Origin of the sequence: Rahnella rivi (genome assembly GCF_019049655.1) — a bacterium.
GTDB lineage: Bacteria > Pseudomonadota > Gammaproteobacteria > Enterobacterales > Enterobacteriaceae > Rahnella > Rahnella rivi.
Map to the genome: position 1 here is coordinate 469,018 of NZ_JAFMOX010000067.1, position 22,562 is coordinate 491,579.

The window sequence follows — 22,562 nt, forward strand, 5'->3', positions numbered from 1 at the left end:
TGGCGCGGCTGGCTGCGCCATCATTTTCCTGAGGTTAACCATCCTGCATACCATGAATCTACAACATCACTTTCTTATTGCGATGCCCGGGCTGGATGAACCCCAGTTCAAACGTTCTGTTGTCTATATCTGCGAACACAATGAAGATGGCGCAATGGGTCTGGTGATCAACAAGCTGGTCGATGATTTCACCATTGAAAATGTCCTCGATAAGCTGGATATCAGCCCGGAACCCCGCGACCCGACTATCCGCCTCGATCGTCCGGTGTTTTCCGGCGGCCCGCTGGCCGACGATCGCGGTTTTATCCTGCATACGCCGCGCGAAGGTTTTGGCTCCAGCATTCGCATCTCTGACAGCACCATGATCACCACCTCCAAAGACGTGCTGGAAACACTGGGTACGCCGGACCAGCCAAAAGATGTGCTGGTGGCGCTCGGTTACGCCGCATGGGAACAGGGACAGCTGGAAAAAGAACTGCTGGATAATGCCTGGCTGACCATTGAAGCCAGCAGCGATATTCTGTTTCGCACACCGATTGCCGACCGCTGGCGTGAAGCCGCAAAAATGATCGGCATTGATGTGAGCCAGCTCGCCACCCACGCAGGGCACGCATAATGGCTAACCGCACGGTTTTTGCCTTCGACTTTGGTACCAAAAGCATCGGCCTGGCCATTGGTCAGGAAGTCACGGGCACCGCACGTCCGCTGACCTCGTTTAAAGCGCAGGACGGCACACCCGACTGGCAGAAGATTGAAAAACTGCTGAAAGAGTGGCTGCCGGATGTCGTGGTGGTTGGCCTGCCGCTGAACATGGACGGCACCGAACAGCCGCTGACCGCCCGCGCGCGCAAATTTGCTAACCGTCTGCATGGCCGGTTTGGCGTCCAGGTAGAGCTGCACGACGAACGCCTGAGCACCGTGGAAGCACGCGCCGATTTGTTCGACCGTGGCGGTTTTCGCGCACTCGACAAAGGCAGCGTCGATGCCGCTTCTGCGGTGATCATTCTGGAAAGCTGGTTTGAAAAGCAATGGAGTCAGTCCTGATCTTGCGCCAGTAATCCGGCACTCTGCCGCTGCTGGCGGCTTTGTGCAAAAGTCTGCATTCCGGCCTGTGCGCCGGTTTGCAGGATGTCGGCCAGCTGATGCGTTTTCCCCTCCCGGATCAAATTGCACACCGCTGGCGTCGATGTCAGCACCTCAAATAACGCCACCCTGCCCGCTTTTTTATCTTCGCCGGCCTTTGTCAGCACCAGTTTCTGCGCAACCACCGCCCGCAAACTGCCCGCCAGCTGCGCCCGCACAAACGCTTTTTCTTCAGCCGGGAACACGTCAACCATCCGGTCGATAGCCTGCGTCGCATTGCGCGTATGTAAGGTCGCCAGTACCAGATGCCCGGTTTCCGCCGCCGTCAGCGCCAGCCGGATACTGTCGCTGTCCCGCAGTTCGCCGAGTAACAGCACATCCGGATCTTCACGCAGCGCACCCCGCACGGCTTCGCCGAAGGAACGCGTATGCAGCCCGAGTTCGCGCTGCTGGATCAGACATTGCCTGCTGGTGTGAATGAGCTCGATAGGATCTTCCAGCGTAATGATATGGCGCTTTACATGGCTGTTCAGATGATCAATCAACGCCGCCAGCGTGGTGGATTTACCGCTTCCCGTGGCACCGGTGACCAGAATCAGGCCATCCTCCTGCAAGATGATTTGCTGCAAGATTTCAGGCGCCAGCAGCATGTGCAGATCGGGGCAACGGGCGGGGATTGGCCGCAGCGCGGCAGACAGCCCGTGCCATTGGCGGAAAACGTTGAGCCGCATCCGTACGCCACCGCCCAGCGTCAGGGCTTTATCGACCTGTCCGGCCTGTTGCAGCGTCTCCTGTTGCGCGTCGTCCAGCCACTGGCCACTGAGCGCCTGCATCTGCGAAGCCTTAAGCACCGGCATGTCGTCGCAGCAACATAATTCGCCATCAATGCGCAACATCGGCGGATAGCCGGTACAAAGGTGCAGATCGGAGGCATTTTGCTTTACACTACGCACCACTAATCCATCAATATCCATGTTGAAATCCTCCTGAGTCCCTATGAGCCTTAGTCAGCAAAACGCTATTGCGCAGAATTTACAGAATGTCCGCGAGAAAATCGCAGCCGCTGCACAGCTTTGCGGCAGGCCTTCAGAAGAAATTACCTTGCTTGCAGTGAGCAAAACCAAACCTGCGAGCGCTGTCGAAGAAGCGATCGCTGCCGGTCAGTATGTGTTTGGTGAAAACTACGTGCAGGAAGGGGTGGATAAAATTGCCCACTTCGCCGGGCATCAGCCTGCGCTGACCTGGCACTTTATTGGCCCTCTGCAGTCGAACAAAAGCCGTTTAGTGGCGGAAAACTTCGACTGGTGCCACACCATTGATCGGCTGAAAATCGCCCAGCGCCTCAACGATCAGCGCCCGGCGGGCTTGCCGCCGTTACAGGTATTGATTCAGGTGAACATCAGCGATGAGGCCAGCAAATCCGGCATTCGCGTGGGTGAAATCACCGAACTGGCGACGCAAATCATGTCGATGCCCAACCTGACGCTGCGCGGTCTGATGGCGATCCCTGCCGCAGAAACCGATTATGCACGGCAAACCGAAGTCTTCGGTCAGATGCGCGACGCGCTGAACACCTTACAGGCTGTCTGCCCGCAGGCCGATACGCTGTCCATGGGCATGACCGATGATATGCCCGCCGCGATTGCCGCAGGCAGCACCCTGGTTCGTATCGGTACCGCCATTTTTGGGGCCCGTGATTACAGCGAAAAGCAATCACCGGCCTGAGGCGGTTTACTGCTTTACTCTTGAATGGCTCAATGAAGTCCCCATAAAACGAGGAGCACTTATGCAACACCGTAAACTCTGTTTCATCGGCGCAGGTAACATGGCTGGTGCGATCATTTCGGGTCTGGTCGAAAGTGGTTATCCGGCGACGCTTATCAGCGTCTGTGCCCCGTCGACCACACATCGCGATGCGCTGGCTGAAAAGTACGGCGTGAAGAGCAGCAGCGATAACAGTGGCTGCGCCAAAGAAGCGGATGTCATTGTGCTCTCAGTCAAACCACAAATGATGGCTGACGTGTGTAAAGCACTGCAAAAAGACGTGGATTTTAGCGGCAAACTGGTACTGTCGATTGCCGCAGGCGTCAGCGTCGCTCGTTTTTGTGAGTTGCTGGGAGAGGATCTGAACATTGTGCGCATCATGCCGAACACGCCATCCCTTGTCGGGAAAGGCATGAGCGGGCTTTACGCACCGGAACAGGTTTCACAGGCAGACCGCGATTACAGCGGTGAACTGATGACCGCGGTCGGCAAAATCTGCTGGGTCGATACCGAAGAAGGTATCAACCACATTATTGCCGCCGCAGGCAGCGCCCCGGCCTATTTCTTCCTGTTTATGGAAGCAATGCAGGCTGAAGCGCAGCGTTTAGGTTTCAGCGCAGATGCCGCACGGATGCTGGTTGAACAGGCCGCCAGCGGCGCGACCGCGTTAGTGGCTGCCAGCCCGGACACGCCATTGTCACAACTGCGTGAGAATGTGACCTCCAAAGGCGGCACCACCTTTGAAGCACTGAAAGTTTTCAACGATCGCAAATTACCGGAGATTGTCTCCGTGGCCATGCAGGCCGCCATTACCCGCGCGCAGGAAATGGAAAAACTGTTTTAATTTACATATCAAAGGTAACGCATGTTAACGCTGACTTTCCTGGTCAACACATTGATTGACCTCTACGTCATGGTTTTACTGCTGCGCATCTGGATGCAGTGGGCTCGTACTGATTTTTATAATCCGTTTTCTCAGTTTGTGGTGAAGATTACACAACCGGTCATCCGGCCATTGCGTCGGATTCTTCCACCGCTTGGGCCAATTGACAGCGCGAGCTTGTTGCTGGCTTTCATCATTACCACGCTGAAATTACCGTTATTTTTCCTGATCAAGTACGGGGTTTTCCCGTTAGAACCCATCATGTTACTTGTGGGTCTGATTAGCCTGGTGAAGGCTGCCGGGTTATTGGTCTTCTGGTTGATTATTATCCGCTCACTGATGAGTTGGGTAAGCCAGGGGCGCGGACCAATGGATTTTCTGCTGATGCAGCTTACTGAACCCCTGATGGCACCCATCCGCCGCGTTTTGCCGGCCATGGGCGGGATTGATTTTTCAGCGATGATTGTGATTTTGATTCTCTACATGCTGAACTATCTCGGTATGGATCTGCTCGGCGGGCTTTGGACGCAGGATTTCTTCACCTCGAATGCCCTGCTCGCTCAATGACATCAGGCCTCTCCCCGGTTTACTGGCAGTCAGACGACCTGGTTTTGCGGCTGGTTATCCAGCCCAAAGCCAGCCGTGACAGCCTGGTCGGTTTGCATGGCGACGAACTTAAAGTCGCCATCACCGCACCGCCGGTTGACGGACAGGCGAATACGCACTTGGTGAAATTTCTCGCCAAACAGTTTAAAGTCGCCAAAAGTCAGGTCAGTATTGAAAAGGGCGAGCTGGGCCGCCATAAACAAGTCCGCATTATCCATCCGCAAAATATCCCGACTGAGGTCGCGGTACTGCTCGCAGAATAACGTTTACGTCAGGACTCTCCCATGCAGAAAGTCGTATTAGCTACCGGCAACGCCGGTAAAGTGCGTGAGCTCGCACATCTTCTGGCCGATTTCGGGCTGGACGTGGTCGCGCAAACTGAACTCGGTGTTGAATCGGCAGAAGAAACCGGTCTGACGTTCATTGAGAACGCCATCCTGAAAGCCCGTCACGCCGCAGCCGAAACCGGTTTACCGGCGATTGCCGATGACTCCGGTCTGGCCGTGGATTTTCTGGGAGGCGCGCCGGGGATTTACTCCGCCCGCTACGCAGGAATCGATGCCAGCGATCAGCAAAACCTCGATAAGCTGTTAGTGGCGCTCAAAGACGTGCCGCAGGGCCAGCGCAATGCGCAGTTCCACTGCGTACTGGTTTACATGCGCCACGCAGAAGACCCTACGCCGCTGGTGTGCCACGGCAGTTGGGCTGGTGAGATTACTTTTGCCGAAGCAGGCGCGGGCGGTTTTGGTTATGATCCGATTTTCTACGTTCCTGAGCTGGGCAAAACCGCAGCGGAACTGACGCGCGAAGAAAAGAGCGCGGTATCTCACCGTGGTCAGGCGCTGAAACTGCTGCTTGCCGCGATGAAAGAGGCTGTCCAAAAGAATGCGTAAGTTACCGCCGCTGAGTCTCTACATTCATATCCCGTGGTGCGTGCAAAAGTGCCCTTACTGCGATTTCAACTCGCACGCGTTAAAGGGCGAAGTGCCGCACGACGATTATGTCGCACATCTGCTGGCCGATCTGGATGCCGATCTGCCTCTGGTGGGCGATCGCAGCGTAGGGACAATTTTTATCGGCGGCGGAACACCAAGCCTGCTGAGCAGCGAAGCGATGCAAAACCTGCTCGACGGCGTACGGGCGCGTTTACCCCTCGATGCCGATGCCGAAATCACTATGGAAGCCAACCCTGGTACCGTTGAAGCAGACCGTTTCAGCGCGTATCAGCGCGCCGGGGTGAACCGTATCTCGATTGGTGTGCAAAGTTTCGATGCCCTCAAGCTGGAGCGTCTGGGGCGCATTCATGGCCCGGAAGAAGCGCGGCGCGCGGCGCATCTCGCCACCGGCCTGAACCTGCGCAGTTTCAATTTGGATCTGATGCACGGCTTGCCGGATCAGACCCTGGAAGAGGCGCTGGATGATTTACGCCAGGCCATCGCGCTCAACCCACCGCATTTGTCGTGGTATCAGCTGACAATCGAGCCCAACACCCTGTACGCCTCACGTCCGCCAAAACTGCCGGATGACGACGCGCTGTGGGACATTTTCGAGCAAGGCGACAAGCTGCTCACCGCAGCCGGTTATCAGCAGTATGAAACCTCGGCGTATGCCAAACCGGGCTATCAGTGCCAGCACAACCTCAACTACTGGCGTTTCGGGGATTACCTCGGCATCGGTTGTGGCGCGCACGGCAAACTGACGCAGCCTGACGGGCAAATCCTGCGAACCGTGAAAACGAAACACCCGCGCGGTTACATGCAGGGGCGTTACATGGACAAACAGCATCAGGTTGAAACCGACGATTTGCCGTTTGAATTTTTCATGAACCGTTTTCGCCTGCTGGAAGCGGCTCCGCGTGAAGAGTTTGGGTTTTATACCGGACTTGATGAATCGGTGATCCGCGCGCAGCTGGATGAAGCGATCGCCAAAGAATATCTGGTGGAAACCGACACGCACTGGCAGATCACCCGCAAAGGCAAACTGTTCCTGAATTCGCTGCTTGAGCTGTTTTTGGCCGGGTAATTGATTCCGAATATTTATGATTAACATTAAAAAAGGTGAAGTCACTGATCTGACTTCACCTTTTTTTATGTTCAGGTACAAACAAAAATAAGCCTCTGTCCGCTGATAAGGGGCACATTTCATTAATACTTCCATACACTACGAATCATTTTGTCACCACCCTCTGTTTATATTGAAATTTTCCTTTCTCTGATATTTCCACTCTTTTATTTAAAAGAACTTCCGCCTGAAGGGCAATCAGTGAAACAGGGTAAAAATAAACAATTCAATATTTTAATATTAACCTCATGAAATTCATCCTTGCTAAAAATTACCGCCAACTTACTAATATAAATAACAAATGTGCTTGGTACTAATTTCAAATGTTATTATTATAATCAGAATTAGTAGTCGGCTAATCTTCTTAGGGGTTTTAGATCCTTAACAAATAAAACAGCTTCAATTAATTTAAGTGCCGCAATAAATGCAATTATCAATTTTGTTAAGGAATCAAATGAAAATATCAAAAATTGCGCTGGCACTGGCGCTGACAATCAGCAGTTACTCTGTCTTTTCTGTTGAATTACCAAAGGATGCCAGCTCATATACCAAAGCCTTAAATCAGGCAGTCTATAAGGGGTTGCCTTTTTCTGACCAGACGGATTTTCAGAACGCCAGTAAAGGTTTTATAGCAACACTGACGCCAACAGTGATTAAAGATTCTGCGGGAGGAATATCGTGGAATATGGAAAGCTATGGTTTTATTAAAGGTGATGCACCTGACACGGTTAACCCCAGCCTGTGGCGTATCGCTAAATTAAACTTACTCAACGGTTTATTTAAAGTTACCGACTCCGTATATCAGATCAGAGGGTTTGATCTTTCGGATATGACCATTATTGAGGCTGAAAAAGGCATTATTATCATTGATCCTCTGGTCACCACCGAGGTTGCCCGTGCCGGATTAAAACTCTACTACGCGCACCGTCCTTTTAAACCCGTCATCGCGGTCATTTATACGCACAGCCACGCGGATCATTATGGCGGCGTACGTGGTGTGGTGGATGAAAAAGATCTCGCGGCGGGTAAAGTCAGTATTATTGCCCCGGAAGGATTCATGAAAGAAGCCGTCAGTGAGAATGTCCTGGCGGGAAATGCCATGAGCAGAAGAACGCTGTATCAATATGGGGCGATGTTACCGCGCAGTGCTCACGGTCAGGTTGATGCCGGTTTAGGAAAAACCACGTCAATTGGAACATTTACGCTGATCCCTCCCACCGACACCGTCAGTAAAACCGGGGAAACGCGGGACATTGGCGGGATTAAGATGCAATTCCAGATGGCCGAAGATACCGAGGCGCCCACGGAAATGCTCATCTGGTTCCCGCAATTCAAGATGCTGGATACCGCCGAAGATGCCACCCATACCTTGCATAATCTCTACACGTTACGCGGGGCGCAGGTACGGGATGCAAGTGCCTGGTGGAAGGTTCTGAATTTTGCCATTAATGAACACAGGACTGACGTTGAGATCGTCATTGCTCAACACCAGTGGCCGACCTGGGGAAATCAGAACATCATAAAATACCTGTCTGATCAGCGGGATCTGTTTAAATTCATTCATGACCGGACGCTCAATCTGGTGAATAAAGGTCTGACGATGAATGAAATTGCTGAGACGCTGACCCTGCCACCCGGCTTGTCACAGGAATGGTATAACCGGGGTTACTATGGCTCCGTCAGCCACAATTCTAAAGCTGTGTACCAGCGATATATGGGGTGGTATGACAGTAATCCGGCTGACCTTGATCCTTTACCTCCCGTTGAAGTGGCGAAAAAATATGTCGAATTCATGGGCGGAGAAGATCAGGTACTGACCAACGCCAAAAAGTCGATCGCCGCCGGAGAATATCGTTGGGCTGCTGAAGTTTTAAAACACGTGGTCTTTGCCGATCCGAAAAATCAAACCGCACGTGACCTGCAGGCAGATGCTTTCGAGCAGTTGGGTTATCAGTCAGAAAATGCAACATGGAGAAATGAGTATCTGATGGGGGCCTATGAATTGCGTCATGGCATTCCCAATAATCCTCCGATCAGTACGGCCAGCGTAGATATGGTGGAGGCAATGGATCCTGAACTTATTTTAGATTATATGGGTGTTCGCCTGAACACGGATAAAGCACTCAATAAAAACATACATATAAACTGGAAACTGCCAAATGGTACTGAATATAGCATAGAACTGAGAAACTCAGTGATCATCTATAACATGAATAAATCGACGGCACCTGCGGACGCTGTATTAATGGCAGATAAAATGAGTTTTTCACGGTTATTCATGCAGGGTGAGCCACTGAAAAATGTGATGGCCAGTTCAGCAATGAAAATTTCCGGTGACCCGGAAAAAATCAAAGAACTTCAGGATATGCTGGATGTGTTCCCGGGAATGTTCAATATTGTTACGCCATAACTCTCTGTGAAATAGATTTTTCTGGTTAATTTCATCGCACAGAGGGGAATAAAAATGCGATATAAGTGGCAGTTAAATACCAAAGGGATTTTTTTAATTTTCTCTATTGTCTTACCTTGCAGCAGTTACGCAGATAACGCCCGTGACTGGCAGAACGTTCCTGATGATATTAATATTTTATTCGGCTACTACGAGAACATAAACAGTAATACATCTCTCGACTCTTCCTTGCCTGTCGATAATGCGTCAGTGGATGCCGATCTTTATATCATACGTTATGCGCGGTCTTTTGATCTCGGCGGGCACACTGCAGGTATTCAGTTGATTCAGCCCGTCGCGCACCTGCGGGCATCACTGGATGGTTCGCCTGTGCTGGATGATACGCATACGAATCAGGGGATGGGCGATTCACAACTCGCGCTGATCTATAACCTGTTTGGCGCACCCGCGCTTAATTCTCAGGAGTTCCGGCTCTGGACACCGGAGATGTTTTTGACCTCGGCGATATGGGTCACTGCGCCCACCGGGGATTACGATAAAACGAAAGCGCTCAATATCGGGGGAAACCGTTGGGTGATTAAACCGGAATTAGCTTTCGGTTACCCTGTCGGCCCTTTCTGGGTTGAAGTTAACCCGATGGTGACATTCTATCAGGACAATGATGACTATCTCGGTAGCCACCATCTGGCACAAAGACCGCTTTATGCTGCCGAAGGACATTTCAGCTTTACGTTCAATCCGGCGCTGTGGATATCGCTGGACAGCACCTTCAGTCAAGGCGGCGAGACGCGTATTGATGGCAGTCTGCAAGATAATAAGCAGCAGAACGTTGCTCTGGGGGCTTCGCTGGGATTTATGTTAACGCCTCAATTTGGCGGGGCTGTCGCTTATACCGATACCACCCACGAGGAGTCCGGCTCACCTGATATTTCAACCTGGATGTTCAGAATGCAATATGCCTGGTAATACAGAGTAATTGCTGTTTACTCGCACAGGGAGCTTAGCTCCCTTTCTTATCATATGATCCCGATGTATCAATGATTGCACTCTCAATCGCCTCTCCGGGGATCCGAAAAGGCGATGATTGTCAGAGCTTACTTCAAATCCGCCAGCAATGTTTTGTGCTGAGTGTCGAGCGCAGTTACACGTTTACAGACATCATCGCCAAAGGCTTTGAACTCTTTTTCCTGTTTGCTCCACTCATCCTGAACCGCCTGTTGCAGACCGCCCAGATTGCCCATCATCGCCTGCAACGGATTGCCGCCACTGGCCGCCTGTTTCAGGCCCATTTCATTGATGCTGTCCTGCATCACGCCGCCCATGGTTTGTTCCATCAGCTTCTGACCATTCTGCTTCACCTGATCAACCGCTTTGTGATGGAACGTCAGACCATCGGTGCGGTGTTCGATAATCAGATTCATCTGCTGCTTGAGCTGCTTGTCGAGGGTGACCAGACGGTTGCGCACGTTGCTGCTGCTGCCCAGTTTATCGACGATCACGCGGTCAACGGCCACACGGCCTTTTTCCAGATGCGCGGTAGCACCCTGATCGATCCAGGGCAGATCGCGACGCAGCGAGGCCTGATAATCAATGGCTTCCTGACGCTGTTTTGCGCTCAGGGTGATCTCTTTGCCGTTGAGTGTCACATTGCCGTTAGGTGTGATCAGCAAATCGCCGCTGTTACCCACAACCTGCACGGTTTGCGGCTTGATGATCACGTCATCTTTTGGCTGGACGGCGCATTCATAATCCGCCTGCGCGCTCCACGCACTCAGCGCCAGCAAGGCAGCAAGTCCGGTTTTTACCACTCCACTTTTTACAAACATGTACTCTCCCTAAAACAGCAAATTCAAAAAATTGAACGGCCAATACGTTGCGCCAGTAATTCTAAGGCAGCAATACCGGCCAAAGAGTTCCCTGCCGCGTCAAGTTCCGGTGACCACACCGCAATGCACATCTCTCCGGGCACCACGGCCAGAATGCCGCCGCCAACACCGGATTTTCCCGGCATGCCTACGCGATAGGCAAATTCACCGGCACCGTCATACATGCCGCTGGTCACCATCATGGCGTTAATCTGTCGCGCCTGACGGGCATCAATCAGCGGCTGTTCGCTGCCCAGCGGATGGCCCTTGTTCGCCAGATACACAAAGGTTCGCGCCAGTTCTTCACAGCTCATACGCAACGCGCAGTAATGAAAATAGGTATGCAACACCGTGATGACGTCATTCTCGAAATTGCCGAAAGACTTCATCAGGTACGCAATCGCAGCGTTGCGATCAGAATGATCGAATTCTGAACGTGCAACGTGCCGATCGTAGTTGAGATCTGCCGATCCGGCCAGCTGGCGCACCACTTCCAGCATTCTTTGCTTGGGCGCAGTCAGACGGGTTTGCAGCATATCGCAGACGACCAGCGCGCCCGGATTGATGAACGGATTGCGCGGTTTGCCCTGCTCCAGCTCCAGCTGCACCAGCGAATTGAAGGGCTGACCAGAAGGTTCTTTACCGACACGCTGCCAGATTTCACTTTCCTGATAACGGGTCAGCGCCAGCGTGAGGCTGAGCACTTTGGAGATCGACTGAATAGAGAATCGGGTATTGGCATCACCGGCACGAAAGATCTCTCCTTTCGTGGTACACACGGCGATTCCTAAATGATCGGGGCTGACTTCTGCCAGCGCAGGAATATAGTCGGCGACTTTGCCACGGCCAATAAGCGGCCTGACCTGCTGAAGAATATCGTCCAGCAAACTGTTATCAAGTTCGGTGCCCAACGTCCTGCCTCCAGATGTAACAAAGGTGCCGGAAGGCACCTTTCAAAGATTCAGAATTCATCTGACCGGCAGAATCAATCCCACCAGATATCGAATAACTCTGAAACTTCCACGTCTTCCATTTTATGGTCTTCTAACCATTTTTTGATTTGCGCGCGGTGTTCATCAGTGCAATGACCGATGTCCTGACGGCAAACCAGACCTTCCCACTGCAGATAACCACTGCCATCGAAGGCCAGTTTGTTTGGCTCGATCACACCTTCAATAAATTGATCCAGTGATTCGTCGATGGTTTCTACCGCGGTACCTTCCGGGAAACGCCATTTTACAGAGAAGCCCAGTTCCTGGAACTCGGCAATGTGTAACTTCTTACGTAAACGACGACTGCGATTTGTAGCCATTATTGCTTCCTCTCAAACATCAGATCCCATACGCCGTGGCCTAAACGCTGGCCACGCATTTCGAACTTGGTGACCGGGCGCGATTCCGGGCGCGGTACATAGTTGTTTTCCTGCGAGAGGTTTTTCCAGTTTTCTAAGCTGGTCATCACCTCAAGCATGTGTTCGGCATACGGCTCCCAGTCGGTTGCCATGTGGAATACGCCGCCCACTTTCAGTTTACTGCGCAGCAGTTCAACGAATGCTGGCTGGACAATCCGGCGCTTATTATGACGCGCTTTGTGCCACGGGTCAGGAAAGAATAGCTGCACCATGTCGAGCGAGCCATCCGGGATCATTTTTTCCAGCACTTCCACCGCATCGTGACACATCACGCGCAGGTTGCTGACGCCCTCTTCGTGCGCGGTAGCCAGGCAGGCACCGACGCCCGGCGAGTGCACTTCAATGCCGATAAAGTTCTGCTGCGGGTTGTTCTGCGCCATGGTCACCAGCGACGTGCCCATGCCAAAACCGATTTCCAGCACAACAGGCGCTGCGCGGCCAAACAGGGTAGCAATGTCCAGCGGTTCTGCCTGATATTCCACGCCCATCACCGGCCAGAAGTTGTCCAGCGCGTGTTGCTGACCTTTGGTCAGACGGCCCTGACGGCGGACAAAACTACGGATACGGCGCATAGCGCGACCGTTCTCGTCGAACTCCGGTGAAATGACGTCGTTTTTCATGGTGTTTCCACTCCGTTAGGCAAGACAGGGTATTCGGTCGCTGCGGTAATTTGGTCATTAACTATGAAGAATGGCGCATTATCCAAACTTACTCCCGATAAGCAAGGTTTGCGGACAGGAAATACGTCAATACAGTCCGGAAAGTTCCGGTTTACAGCCACTCGGCAACTGTGATGTGATCAGCCCCGTCTTTTAACCCTGCCGGACTGTAATTCACCCATGATGAAAGCCCCTGGTTTCCTGGAAGCCAACCGTTTCTCGCCCCTGGTACTCGACTGGTATCAGCGCTATGGCCGCAAAACACTGCCGTGGCAAATCGAAAAAACGCCTTACAAAGTCTGGCTTTCAGAAGTGATGTTGCAACAAACCCAGGTTGCGACGGTGATCCCTTATTTTGAACGCTTTATGCAGCGTTTCCCGACGGTTTCCGATCTCGCGGCCGCGCCGCTGGATGAAGTACTGCATCTGTGGACCGGCCTCGGGTATTACGCCCGCGCGCGCAACTTACATAAGGCCGCGCAGACCATCGCCAGCCAGCACGGCGGCGTGTTCCCGACGACCTTCGACGCGATCCTCGCCCTGCCCGGCATTGGCCGCTCAACGGCAGGAGCAGTGTTATCGCTGGCGCTGAATCAGCACTATCCCATTTTAGACGGTAATGTGAAGCGCGTGCTGGCCCGTTGCTACGCCGTGGACGGCTGGCCGGGCGAGAAGAAAACCGAGAACCGTTTGTGGGCGATAAGTGAAGACGTCACACCGGCTAAAAACGTTGCCCAGTTTAATCAGGCGATGATGGATCTCGGGGCGATGGTCTGCACGCGCAGCAAACCGAAGTGTGAGTTGTGCCCGGTGAAATCGGGCTGCGAAGCCTACGCGCACAACAGCTGGGCAAAATATCCCGGCAAAAAACCCAAGAAAACCCTGCCGGAAAGAACCGCGTTTATGCTGATGATTCAGCAGGAAGACAAAGTCTGGCTGGAGCAACGTCCGCCCGTTGGCCTGTGGGGCGGCTTGTTCTGCTTCCCGCAATTTGCCACGCAAGAGGAACTGGCGCAGGGGCTGAAAAAATACGGCGTGACGCAAAATCAGTTGCAGCAGCAAACCTCTTTTCGCCACACGTTCAGCCATTTCCATCTGGATATCGTCCCGATGTGGTTAAATCTGCGAACATCTGCGGGTTGCATGGATGAAGGTGCGGGTCTCTGGTATAACTTAGCGCAACCACAATTCGTCGGGCTGGCCGCGCCGGTTGAGCGTTTGCTGACTCAGCTGGCAAAAGAACCGTCCCCAAAAACGATCAATAAGGAATCAGTATGAGCAGAACCATTTTTTGCACTTTCCTGAAGCAGGATGCCGAAGGGCAGGATTTCCAGCTGTACCCTGGTGAGATTGGTAAACGCATTTATAACGAGATTTCGAAAGAAGCCTGGTCACGCTGGATGAGCAAACAGACCATGCTGATCAATGAGAAAAAACTCAGCATGATGAATCCGGAAGACCGCAAACTGCTGGAACAGGAAATGGTGAATTTCCTGTTTGAGGGCCAGGATGTGCACATTGAAGGCTATACGCCGCCTTCAAACTGATCACTGAGCATCATCAATAACAATAAAGCCGTCGCTTTCGGGTGGCGGCTTCTTTCACCAGAAATGGTTTCAAGATGAAGAAAATTTTAGCTTTGCTGGTTATCGCGCCAATGCTGATCTCCTGCTCCGGCAGTAAGAAAGACCAGTTCAACGAAGCTTACGTAAAAGACACCAATGGATTCGATATTTTGATGGGCCAGTTTGCGCACAATATCGAGAACATCTGGGGCATGAATGAAGTGCTGATCGCCGGCCCGAAAGACTACGTGAAGTATAGCGATCAGTATTACACCCGCAGCCACATCAACTTTGATGCGGGTACCATCACCCTTGAAACGATTTCCGGCACCGATCCGGCTGCCAGCCTGCGTCAGGCGATCATCAGCACCTTACTGGTGGGTGAAGATCCGGGCAACGTCGACCTCTATTCCGATGTCAACGACATTGAGATCAGCCGTGAACCGATGCTGTACGGGCAGGTGCTCGACAACACCGGTAAACCGATCCGCTGGGAAGGCCGTGCCGCCAGCTTTGCCGATTATCTGATTCAAAACAAACTGATGCGCCGCCAGTCCGGCCTGCACGTCATCTATTCCGTCACCATCCAGATGGTGCCGAACCACCTGAATCAGCGTGCGCATAAATACCTGCCAATGATCCGCGAAGCTTCGGCCAAATACGGCGTCGATCAGTCGCTGATTCTGGCGATCATGCAAACCGAATCCGCCTTTAACCCGTATGCGGTGAGCCATGCCGATGCGCTCGGGCTGATGCAGGTTGTGCAGCACACTGCGGGCGTGGATGTGTTTAAGTCCGAAGGAAAATGGGGCAAGCCTAGCCGCAGCTATCTGTTTGATCCGCAAAATAATATCAATACCGGTACTGCTTATCTGGCGATATTGCAGAAGGTGTATCTGAGTAACATTAACGACCCGACGGCACGCCGCTATGCGGTGATCACCGCCTATAACGGCGGAGCCGGCAGCGTGTTACGCGTCTTCTCCCGGGATAAAACGCAGGCCTTTAACATCATCAACAATATGTCAGCCGGTGATGTGTACGACACACTGACCACCAAACACCCGTCTGCGGAATCACGCCGTTATCTCTACAAAGTGAACAACACGCAACGCGGTTATCGTCGTATTGATTAAAATTCAGCGCATTAAGCATGAAAACGGAGATTCTCTGAGTCTCCGTTTTTTTTAGCTTAACGAACACTTTTCAGTCTTTGGCGAGAGCGCTTCATTTATTGCGTTCAGATAACGGCTGATAATGATGTGCTCGTCAAACTCACGCACCATTTTCTGCCTGCTCTTCGCCCCCATATCGAGCCGCTCGGCATGCGTAAGATTAATCATTTTTTCCATGCAGGCGACCAGGCTGTCCGTACTTTGCGGTGTGCACAGATACCCGTTAACTCCTTCGTCCACCGTTTCGCGGCATCCGATATTATCTGTGGTAATAATCGGTTTTCCGGCCGCCCCCGCTTCCAGCAAAGATTTCGGAACCCCCTCACGATAAAACGAGGGCAGTACCACGCAGTCAATCTGTCTCAGCTCATTTTCGACGTTGTCGGAAATACCCAAATAATGAATCATGCCCTCGGCAATCCACGACGTCATTCTCTCGGTTTTCACCGCCGCCGGATTGTTGCCATCGAGAAAACCCAGCAAACGGAATTCACACCGGTCGCCGTAAATTCTCTTCAGTCTGCGGGCTGCATCAACATAATGTTCCACGCCCTTTGAATAGAGCATCCGCGCAATCAGGATAAAACGCACCACGCCATCATCAGCCGCGGGCATCATCTCAAAGCGGGCCAGATCAACCCCCGATCCCGGAAGGCGCTCGGTACGCGAATAGCCAGGAATAATTTCCGTCAGAAACAGGGTGCGGTCGTCTTCATTCTGAAAGAATATTCTGGCCGCACTACGCTGACTGAATTTATACAGCAAACGGCAAATAACACAGACCGCCCCGCCGTTGATGAAAACATTTCCAAGACCTGCGACATTATTTATTACCGGTTTACGAAACAGCCACGCCACCAGAGAAAAATAGATATTATTTTTCGGGGTGAAATTCAAAACAAGATCACACTTCATCCTGAGAAATATGAAGAAAATTGACATTATCGTCAGCGAATCCTTGAATGGATTTATTCCTCCCGAATCGATGGATAAAGGGATAAATTTGCATCCCAGCGAAGAAAGCACACCGGAATAGCCGTCTTCCGGTGCTAATGCGATGACGTCGTAACCTTGTTCAAGCATCGCCTTAATGGTGTTCTTTCTGAAGTTGTAAAGATACCAACTACTATTAGCGGTAATAGCGATACGTTTAGCCGGGATTTTCTTCATAAACATTCCTTGTTTTCAATGATTACTGTGTTTTCTTCAAAATATAATTCAGGGAGAATTGTTTTACTGTCAGTTTCTCGGTGGTAAATTCCACCTGAAATGGGCTGGTTCTGCTGCTGTTTAAAAAACCAGGCCAGAATGTCTTTGCCAGACAGGTTATCGGGTTTTTATAAATACCTTGTTTAATGCTGCACGACGCATCCAGATAAAAATACTTATCCACCATCGTTTTCTCGAGGAAGGGTAATTTAAAGGCATAATTCAGGGACTCTGCCAGTAAGTATTTCTGCATTTCTCTGGCGGGTAATATTCTGAACATAAAAAGGTAGCGAATCACGAGATGGAAATCGTCAAGGTTTTTACTGAGTTCAGCGAGTTCACTCTCCAGATATTGTATAACTTCATTATCCGCCGGCAATATTATCGCGGTATCTTCTGCTAATGACTGAATTAACATCGCCGCAGGCGTGGGGGCGGCCAGACATTTCAACACTTTCGTGGCCCGGTAGATTTTTCTGCCCAGATGACTGCTCTTATTTTTCCATACGGGCAAAAACGTGCCGAATGTCGACAGCGCCCGGACTCCCCGGCGGCGATAGAGATCGTACAATTTATCGTGCGGAAGCCCGCAGAACAGGGAATCAGCCCCCTGCCCGTCGAGGACTGCAAGGCCGGTTTCGGCTTTTGCCGACGTGACCAGCGCCGGGATCACCAGTGCAATTTTGTCGGCAACAGGTTCAAGCGTCAGACGAATAAAATCACCGGCGACGGCACTCAGATCGCTTTCGACCGAAACGTGTTTAAATACTGTCGCCGTGTCTGCACACATTTTTTTCGCTTTGGTTGTTTCTTGCGGCATAGACGCCATAAAACAATGGATGGCACAGCGGGTTTTATTCAGCTGATTAGAAATCCCCAGTAACAGCGAGGAATCCAGCCCACCGCTAAATAAGACCTGATAATCAGATTCATTTTGCGCGAGCGAATGTTGCAGATCCGCCAGAAGTTGCGCACCTGTCTCAACCTGATGCTGCGCATTTTCATTGTCGAAAGAGTGACGGACAGGATAAAGCGTCTTAAATGTCAGCGGATTGGACATCACCACGCCAATATAAGGCGCCAGCAAATAAACGTTTTTATACAGCGTAAAAGGCGGTGCAATAAACCCATAACGCAGATAGAAATCCTGTGCATCAGCATTAATTTCCAGGTCTGAATCAGCATTTATTTCACTGAGATTATCAGATATCACAACATGATCATTACAACGCGTAATAAAACGTCGCGTCCTGATGTGCTCATTATAAATCACGTTATTGTCATAACGCAGTCCCAGAGTTTTAAGCACATTGCCCTGCAATATCTCACCAATACTTATTTTTAATAGCATAGATGTCCTTATTCAAAATCATTTAACTGTCCACAGGTGAAACAACCAGATAAAATCCCCGTCAAAATGGAACGTGAGCTTTAAGGCATTCAGGATGAAAAAAAATCTTCGGCTTAACGAGGTGGCAAAAAATCTGCTCAACCTCACCTCAATAAATGTACTTAATTTACTGGTGACATTAGTCACCATTCCCTTTCTTTCCCGTGTACTGGGGCCGGAGCACTACGGTTACTATTTTATTTTTATATCCGCTTCTCTCTTCGCCACCATTATGACTGACTACAGCACCCAAATAACCGGCGTGCGTGACGTGGCGAAAAACAAGGATCCCCGGCAGTTGCCGCGTCTCTACGCGCAATATCAGGCTGTACGGTTTGTCGCTGGCTTATTTTCTTGCCTGATTTTTACGGTATATACCGCCTGCGTTATTCCGGGCATTTCACTGCCGGTCATTGCCACCTATTATCTGATTGTGGTTTCCGGCCATTACCTGACAGCCAGCTGGTTTCATCAGGGTATTTCCCGGCTCAGCGCGCTGGCAGTGGCGACCCTTCTCTCCCGCCTGGTACACATTGTCGCGCTTTTACTGTGGGTCCGCTCCTCGGCGGACATGCTGCTGGCCGTCTTCATCAATGCCCTGGCCTATTTGCTTACCGGGCTTTACGCCGTCAGATGTCGTCATACTCAAAACGGCCTCAGAGAAAATGTAGAATTCACCGGATTGTGGTCACGCCTCTGTGCAGGCCGGGACAGCTTTATCGGTGACTTTGCGCCAAACCTCTACAGCAATATTCCGCTACTGATCATCGGATCGCTGGTCAGCCCCGCCGTTTTTGCCGGTTTCAGTATCGCGATGCGTCTGGTGGCCATTGCCGGTTCGGTGCAACTTATGCTCTCTAAAGCCGCTTACCCGATCATTGCGAAAGGCAAAGGCACTTTTGGCCGCCTGCTGCAGCTCAATGTGTTGCTTTCAGCGCTGCCGGTACTGGTGATCTTTATGTTCGGCGATCGTTGCGTCACGCTTTTTCTCGGCTCCGGTTACCCGGACGTCACGGGTTATCTCAAACTTCTCAGCGCGGGAATTTTATTCAACGGCATGCTGACCGCATATTCCTATGGCTATTTTCTTCCCCGTCACCTTGACCGCGAGTTCCGCAACATCTCTCTGTTCGTCTCACTGGTTTCTGCCGTGACCGGCTATGTGCTGATTTATCTCTTTTCTGTCACCGGCGCGATCGCCATGTTTGTTTTTGCCAGAATGCTTTTCGTCATGTGTTACGCGCTGACTCACCGGCGTCTATCCCGCCGGTGAAGTGTGCAATAACCGGCGATTCTCTTCCGCTATATATAAAATAAACAAGCACATAGGAAAGATAAAACCTGAGCGATAGCGCACAGCCGATCCCGGATTAAATAAACCGAACGGGTAATGTGCTATCAGCAGGGCAAAGGTAAAGGTGAAAACCAGCGTCAGACTCAGCACATTGATATAACCGCGATGAAATGCCGCTCTCGCGCACTGGAACACCACAAAACCCGCCAAAAAAATACCTTCAAGAAAGAACGGCAGCATCTTCGGCGCGGCCAGAGCTTCAAACAACGTCGGCCCGATAAACGACACCGGCAATCCCGCGGGTAAATAGGTAAAAAAGTCATACTCGTTCAGCCAAAAATCATTGGTGCGGGTGCTGCTGCTGTTGGCAGAAAAATGTAACGGTATGATCTGGGTGTACTCATAGATCAGATCCATGTAGTGAATCGCCACCGCCATGGTGCCAAGCAATGCTATGGTTAACAACGCCAGAAGAATCTCCCTTCTGAACCCCATCCGAAAAATGGTGATAGCCAGCGCTGAAAGATAAATACACACCGAATAATGCGGTTTCATAAAGGTCAGCAACGCCAGACCCAGCAACTGAAACAGCGAGAAAAACACCCTTCGCTGACTGAGAAGATCAATCAGCCCGCCGGTACACAGGCAGAACGAAAACAGAACAAACACTTCTTTTGACAGAATTGACGTCCAGACGCCAAATGAAGGCAGCATCATCAGCACAAAAACCAGCCGGATATTTCCCGATGAAAACTCCGCCTTCTCCAGCAGATACACCATTCCCCACACCGATAAAATCAGAGAAAAAACATAACTGCCGATATTCCCCAATGCAGCGCCGATAAGTGACATCAGGTAAGCGGTACTGGCCAGATTATTCCGCTCCAGATATTCGCCATTCAGGTAATCACCGGTATCGCCAAGCGAAGTGAACCGCGCAAAAACCAGTACGGCGAAGAACGCGTAGGCAATTTTTATCAGGCAAATTCCGCTGAGTTGCTGTCTGGATGTGTACATATCTTTCCCGGCTCAGCTTTTCTTATTCATGGCGTACTGGTAATTCTCATAATGCCCGTGTCGGAAGAACTGCGCGGCACGACGGTGCGTGGCGTTAAGCACCACGCCATTGACCTCATACCCTTCCTGGGCGAATTGTGTCAGGGAAATATCCAGTTCATCTGGCGTGGTGACTTCAAAACGCGCCACCATCAGGTTCACGCCGGAGTAATTAGCAATGATCATGGCATCCCCTACGGCCATCACCGGTGGCGTATCGAAAATCACCACATCGTAATGCTCGCTTGCCCACTGGCAAAAAGCCGGAAAACGCGGCGTCAGCAGCAATTCAGAAGGATTGGATGGCGCCGTTCCCCGCGTCATCATATCCAGATTGCTCACGCGGGTGTGATGAATGGCCTGCCCGAAGGCCAAACCTGACGACAACAACTCAGACAATCCGGGCGCATAACCCACATTGAAGATGTTGTGCAGATAGCCCCGTCGCATATCGGCATCCACCAGCAAAACCCGCAAATCAGACTGCGCAAACACAACGGCCAGATTACTGCTGATAAAGCTTTTACCAATATGGCTGGTGGCACCGGCCAGCATCAGAATTTTATTTTCAGCCTGTTTAAGCTGGAAATACAGGCTGGTGCGCAGGCTGCGGATGGCTTCAATGGCGCTGTCGTCCGGCGCGGAAATGGCCAGTAAGGGCTCACTGACGCCACTGCGTTCACCCTGCTGCTTTTTCGAATAAGGGATGCTGCTGAAAACGCTGAACCCCATTTGCCGGAGTTGATCCGAGCCGCTGATCCCGCGCCTGAAAACATTGCGAATAAAGACCAGCGCGATGGAAAGCACCAGGCCGAGCACCGCTCCCGTCAGCACCAGCTGGCGGTTTTTAGGGTAGATCGGCTGAGGTAAAACCTCTGCGGCATCAACAATATGGACATTCCCTACCGTGCTGACCGTGTCAATATTCAGCTCCTGCTGTTTATTGAGCAGCAACATGTAGATGTCCTGCGCTGACTGGACATCGCGGGTCAGGCGAAACACATTTTGCTGCGTTTCCGGCATGGCGCTGATTTTATTACTCAGCGCGGCTTTGGCTTTTTCCAGTGCCTGCTTTTTCTCAAGCAGGGCCCGGAAGGCCGGGTGTGCCGGCGTATAGCGTTTTGAGAGGTCCGACTGCTCCACTTTCAGCGCACTGAGCTGAGAATCGATTTCCACACCGGAATCCAGAATCGTGCGGGCTTCCATCGGTAAATCGATCGAACCCCTCTCTTTGCGAAAAAGGTTCAGCCGGGATTCTGCTTTTTCCAACTGAGCTTTGATGAGCGGCAGTTGATGCTGAACAAACGTCAGGCTTTTACGCGCTGATTCAGATTTTTTATCAATACTTTTATGCACATAGTTATCACTGATCGAACTTAATATCCGCCGGATAGTTTTGGGATCTTCGCCCAGCAGCGAGAGCCGCAGCATGCCGGTATCCTTCGACGATTCGACCACATTCAGGTTTTTCTCGAGGTTCTTTATTGCCTTAAACGGATTGATTTTGGTCAGCGTGAAACGGGTACCCGGCGAGGCATCACTCTGACTGACGACAATCGTCATACCCTCTGCATTCAGGGCTTCCCCGAACCGGCCATGCATCGCGACATTGTCGCCTGCCAGACTGAACCGGCCCTCATCCAGAATGGTCAGGGTGAAAGGCTGATCCAACCTTTCCTCGGGTACGTTAAACACAGGAACCGTGACCTGAACGTTTCTTTGCCCCAGTAACCGGGCACCGGCTTTGGCAAGATTAAGGAATTTCTCTTGCTCGATCTCGATGTCGAGCCCCATATCCTCCACCGATTTACCCAGGACTGAACGTGATTTTATCAGCACTATTTCCGTACTAGCCGACGAAGTGTCATCAGGCTGAAGGCCATACAACTTACTGAAAATATTCTCCGTGCCTTCTTTTTCAAGCTGGATTAATGCCTCTGCCTGAAAAACCGGGGGCGAGATGATGCCCCACATCAATGCCAGCACGATACCCGCTGCGGTCAAAACGACAATCAGCACTTTACTGTCGAGCAACACGCCCCACAGATAACGGACATCGACCAGATAATCTTCCCCTCTGATCGGCTTTACGACACCCCGCAACTTCTGCATTCTGGATCCTGTTTCTTTT

23 protein-coding genes are annotated in these 22,562 nt (G+C 51.5%); 14 read left to right on the top strand and 9 right to left on the bottom strand.

The annotated features are described in order from the left end of the window. Positions 1-52: 52 nt before the first annotated feature. The gene (locus J1779_RS25235; RefSeq protein ID WP_056773239.1) at positions 53-616 is read left to right on the top strand and encodes a YqgE/AlgH family protein; all 564 of its coding nucleotides are present in this window, start codon (positions 53-55) and stop codon (positions 614-616) included. After that, positions 616-1,044: a Holliday junction resolvase RuvX gene (ruvX, locus tag J1779_RS25240; protein ID WP_056773242.1), complete on the top strand. Its 429-nt coding sequence runs from the start codon at positions 616-618 to the stop codon at positions 1,042-1,044. The genes J1779_RS25235 and ruvX overlap by 1 nt, the downstream gene beginning before the upstream one ends. Here ruvX and J1779_RS25245 read toward each other — a convergent pair. Beyond that, the gene (locus tag J1779_RS25245; protein WP_056773245.1) at positions 1,035-2,057 is read right to left on the bottom strand and encodes a type IV pilus twitching motility protein PilT; all 1,023 of its coding nucleotides are present in this window, start codon (positions 2,055-2,057) and stop codon (positions 1,035-1,037) included. The two genes, ruvX and J1779_RS25245, sit on opposite strands and share 10 nt — an antisense overlap. Before the next feature lie 22 nt (positions 2,058-2,079). Here J1779_RS25245 and J1779_RS25250 point away from each other — a divergent pair, with 22 nt between their 5' ends. From J1779_RS25250 to J1779_RS25285, 8 genes are all read left to right on the top strand, one after another. Beyond that, positions 2,080-2,808, top strand: a complete 729-nt coding sequence (locus tag J1779_RS25250; protein ID WP_217205043.1) for a YggS family pyridoxal phosphate-dependent enzyme — start codon at positions 2,080-2,082, stop codon at positions 2,806-2,808. 61 nt (positions 2,809-2,869) lie between these two features. Beyond that, positions 2,870-3,691, top strand: coding sequence for a pyrroline-5-carboxylate reductase (proC, locus tag J1779_RS25255; RefSeq protein ID WP_217205044.1), 822 nt, complete (start codon positions 2,870-2,872; stop codon positions 3,689-3,691). Between the two features lie 21 nt (positions 3,692-3,712). Then, a complete protein-coding gene (locus J1779_RS25260; RefSeq protein ID WP_122096078.1) occupies positions 3,713-4,297 on the top strand; it encodes a YggT family protein in 585 nt (194 codons plus the stop codon). Further along, a complete protein-coding gene (gene yggU / locus J1779_RS25265) occupies positions 4,294-4,599 on the top strand; it encodes a DUF167 family protein YggU (RefSeq protein ID WP_056773258.1) in 306 nt (101 codons plus the stop codon). Before J1779_RS25260 ends, yggU begins: the two co-directional genes overlap by 4 nt. Before the next feature lie 21 nt (positions 4,600-4,620). Beyond that, positions 4,621-5,229 carry an XTP/dITP diphosphatase gene (locus J1779_RS25270; protein ID WP_122096080.1) on the top strand — a complete coding sequence of 203 codons (609 nt, stop codon included), beginning with the start codon at positions 4,621-4,623 and terminating at the stop codon, positions 5,227-5,229. Next, the gene (hemW, locus tag J1779_RS25275; RefSeq protein WP_217205045.1) at positions 5,222-6,358 is read left to right on the top strand and encodes a radical SAM family heme chaperone HemW; all 1,137 of its coding nucleotides are present in this window, start codon (positions 5,222-5,224) and stop codon (positions 6,356-6,358) included. The genes J1779_RS25270 and hemW overlap by 8 nt, the downstream gene beginning before the upstream one ends. Positions 6,359-6,851: 493 nt before the next feature. Then, on the top strand, positions 6,852-8,807 hold the full coding sequence (locus tag J1779_RS25280) for an alkyl/aryl-sulfatase (protein ID WP_217205046.1): 1,956 nt from the start codon (positions 6,852-6,854) through the stop codon (positions 8,805-8,807). A gap of 54 nt (positions 8,808-8,861) precedes the next feature. Further along, positions 8,862-9,773 carry a transporter gene (locus tag J1779_RS25285; RefSeq protein WP_217205047.1) on the top strand — a complete coding sequence of 304 codons (912 nt, stop codon included), beginning with the start codon at positions 8,862-8,864 and terminating at the stop codon, positions 9,771-9,773. Between the two features lie 128 nt (positions 9,774-9,901). Here the strand turns inward: J1779_RS25285 and J1779_RS25290 are convergent, their stop codons facing one another. From J1779_RS25290 to trmB, 4 genes are all read right to left on the bottom strand, one after another. Next, positions 9,902-10,633, bottom strand: a complete 732-nt coding sequence (locus tag J1779_RS25290; RefSeq protein WP_056773277.1) for a YggN family protein — start codon at positions 10,631-10,633, stop codon at positions 9,902-9,904. A 23-nt stretch (positions 10,634-10,656) separates the two neighbouring features. Beyond that, complete coding sequence (gene glsB, locus J1779_RS25295) at positions 10,657-11,583, bottom strand: glutaminase B (RefSeq protein ID WP_056773280.1); 927 nt, start codon at positions 11,581-11,583, stop codon at positions 10,657-10,659. A 74-nt stretch (positions 11,584-11,657) separates the two neighbouring features. Next, positions 11,658-11,984, bottom strand: a complete 327-nt coding sequence (locus J1779_RS25300) for a YggL family protein (protein ID WP_056773283.1) — start codon at positions 11,982-11,984, stop codon at positions 11,658-11,660. After that, the gene (gene trmB, locus J1779_RS25305) at positions 11,984-12,703 is read right to left on the bottom strand and encodes a tRNA (guanosine(46)-N7)-methyltransferase TrmB (RefSeq protein WP_056773286.1); all 720 of its coding nucleotides are present in this window, start codon (positions 12,701-12,703) and stop codon (positions 11,984-11,986) included. The genes J1779_RS25300 and trmB overlap by 1 nt, the downstream gene beginning before the upstream one ends. 222 nt (positions 12,704-12,925) lie before the next feature. Here trmB and mutY point away from each other — a divergent pair, with 222 nt between their 5' ends. From mutY to mltC, 3 genes are all read left to right on the top strand, one after another. After that, the gene (gene mutY / locus J1779_RS25310; RefSeq protein ID WP_238485308.1) at positions 12,926-14,020 is read left to right on the top strand and encodes an A/G-specific adenine glycosylase; all 1,095 of its coding nucleotides are present in this window, start codon (positions 12,926-12,928) and stop codon (positions 14,018-14,020) included. Beyond that, complete coding sequence (locus J1779_RS25315; protein ID WP_056773291.1) at positions 14,017-14,289, top strand: oxidative damage protection protein; 273 nt, start codon at positions 14,017-14,019, stop codon at positions 14,287-14,289. Before mutY ends, J1779_RS25315 begins: the two co-directional genes overlap by 4 nt. Before the next feature lie 74 nt (positions 14,290-14,363). Beyond that, positions 14,364-15,443 carry a membrane-bound lytic murein transglycosylase MltC gene (mltC, locus tag J1779_RS25320; protein WP_056773294.1) on the top strand — a complete coding sequence of 360 codons (1,080 nt, stop codon included), beginning with the start codon at positions 14,364-14,366 and terminating at the stop codon, positions 15,441-15,443. A 51-nt stretch (positions 15,444-15,494) separates the two neighbouring features. Here mltC and J1779_RS25325 read toward each other — a convergent pair whose 3' ends face one another. Together J1779_RS25325 and J1779_RS25330 are read right to left on the bottom strand one after the other, a co-directional pair. Next, on the bottom strand, positions 15,495-16,652 hold the full coding sequence (locus tag J1779_RS25325) for a glycosyltransferase family 4 protein (protein WP_183848714.1): 1,158 nt from the start codon (positions 16,650-16,652) through the stop codon (positions 15,495-15,497). A 22-nt stretch (positions 16,653-16,674) separates the two neighbouring features. Beyond that, positions 16,675-17,904, bottom strand: a complete 1,230-nt coding sequence (locus J1779_RS25330; protein WP_217205048.1) for an asparagine synthase-related protein — start codon at positions 17,902-17,904, stop codon at positions 16,675-16,677. Positions 17,905-18,136: 232 nt separating this feature from the next. Between J1779_RS25330 and J1779_RS25335 the strand changes: the two genes are divergently transcribed. Continuing rightward, positions 18,137-19,354, top strand: coding sequence for a lipopolysaccharide biosynthesis protein (locus tag J1779_RS25335; protein WP_217205049.1), 1,218 nt, complete (start codon positions 18,137-18,139; stop codon positions 19,352-19,354). Here J1779_RS25335 and J1779_RS25340 read toward each other — a convergent pair. Together J1779_RS25340 and J1779_RS25345 are read right to left on the bottom strand one after the other, a co-directional pair. Further along, the gene (locus J1779_RS25340) at positions 19,340-20,392 is read right to left on the bottom strand and encodes a hypothetical protein (protein ID WP_217205050.1); all 1,053 of its coding nucleotides are present in this window, start codon (positions 20,390-20,392) and stop codon (positions 19,340-19,342) included. The two genes, J1779_RS25335 and J1779_RS25340, sit on opposite strands and share 15 nt — an antisense overlap. A gap of 12 nt (positions 20,393-20,404) precedes the next feature. Further along, entirely contained in the window at positions 20,405-22,543 is a 2,139-nt protein-coding gene (locus J1779_RS25345; RefSeq protein WP_217205051.1) for a polysaccharide biosynthesis tyrosine autokinase, read from the bottom strand. Between the last annotated feature and the right edge of the window lie 19 nt (positions 22,544-22,562).

Excerpts from the sequence above, each read along its gene's own strand:
- J1779_RS25290 (WP_056773277.1), bottom strand. The coding sequence starts at position 10,633 with ATGTTTGTAAAAAGTGGAGTGGTAAAAACCGGACTTGCTGCCTTGCTG.
- ruvX (WP_056773242.1), top strand. The coding sequence starts at position 616 with ATGGCTAACCGCACGGTTTTTGCCTTCGACTTTGGTACCAAAAGCATC.
- J1779_RS25270 (WP_122096080.1), top strand. The coding sequence starts at position 4,621 with ATGCAGAAAGTCGTATTAGCTACCGGCAACGCCGGTAAAGTGCGTGAG.
- yggU (WP_056773258.1), top strand. The coding sequence starts at position 4,294 with ATGACATCAGGCCTCTCCCCGGTTTACTGGCAGTCAGACGACCTGGTT.
- J1779_RS25260 (WP_122096078.1), top strand. The coding sequence starts at position 3,713 with ATGTTAACGCTGACTTTCCTGGTCAACACATTGATTGACCTCTACGTC.
- J1779_RS25325 (WP_183848714.1), bottom strand. The coding sequence starts at position 16,652 with ATGAAGAAAATCCCGGCTAAACGTATCGCTATTACCGCTAATAGTAGT.
- J1779_RS25340 (WP_217205050.1), bottom strand. The coding sequence starts at position 20,392 with ATGTACACATCCAGACAGCAACTCAGCGGAATTTGCCTGATAAAAATT.
- J1779_RS25235 (WP_056773239.1), top strand. The coding sequence starts at position 53 with ATGAATCTACAACATCACTTTCTTATTGCGATGCCCGGGCTGGATGAA.
- proC (WP_217205044.1), top strand. The coding sequence starts at position 2,870 with ATGCAACACCGTAAACTCTGTTTCATCGGCGCAGGTAACATGGCTGGT.
- mutY (WP_238485308.1), top strand. The coding sequence starts at position 12,926 with ATGAAAGCCCCTGGTTTCCTGGAAGCCAACCGTTTCTCGCCCCTGGTA.
- J1779_RS25280 (WP_217205046.1), top strand. The coding sequence starts at position 6,852 with ATGAAAATATCAAAAATTGCGCTGGCACTGGCGCTGACAATCAGCAGT.
- J1779_RS25315 (WP_056773291.1), top strand. The coding sequence starts at position 14,017 with ATGAGCAGAACCATTTTTTGCACTTTCCTGAAGCAGGATGCCGAAGGG.
- J1779_RS25345 (WP_217205051.1), bottom strand. The coding sequence starts at position 22,543 with ATGCAGAAGTTGCGGGGTGTCGTAAAGCCGATCAGAGGGGAAGATTAT.
- trmB (WP_056773286.1), bottom strand. The coding sequence starts at position 12,703 with ATGAAAAACGACGTCATTTCACCGGAGTTCGACGAGAACGGTCGCGCT.
- J1779_RS25335 (WP_217205049.1), top strand. The coding sequence starts at position 18,137 with ATGAAAAAAAATCTTCGGCTTAACGAGGTGGCAAAAAATCTGCTCAAC.
- hemW (WP_217205045.1), top strand. The coding sequence starts at position 5,222 with ATGCGTAAGTTACCGCCGCTGAGTCTCTACATTCATATCCCGTGGTGC.
- J1779_RS25285 (WP_217205047.1), top strand. The coding sequence starts at position 8,862 with ATGCGATATAAGTGGCAGTTAAATACCAAAGGGATTTTTTTAATTTTC.
- mltC (WP_056773294.1), top strand. The coding sequence starts at position 14,364 with ATGAAGAAAATTTTAGCTTTGCTGGTTATCGCGCCAATGCTGATCTCC.
- J1779_RS25245 (WP_056773245.1), bottom strand. The coding sequence starts at position 2,057 with ATGGATATTGATGGATTAGTGGTGCGTAGTGTAAAGCAAAATGCCTCC.
- J1779_RS25300 (WP_056773283.1), bottom strand. The coding sequence starts at position 11,984 with ATGGCTACAAATCGCAGTCGTCGTTTACGTAAGAAGTTACACATTGCC.
- J1779_RS25250 (WP_217205043.1), top strand. The coding sequence starts at position 2,080 with ATGAGCCTTAGTCAGCAAAACGCTATTGCGCAGAATTTACAGAATGTC.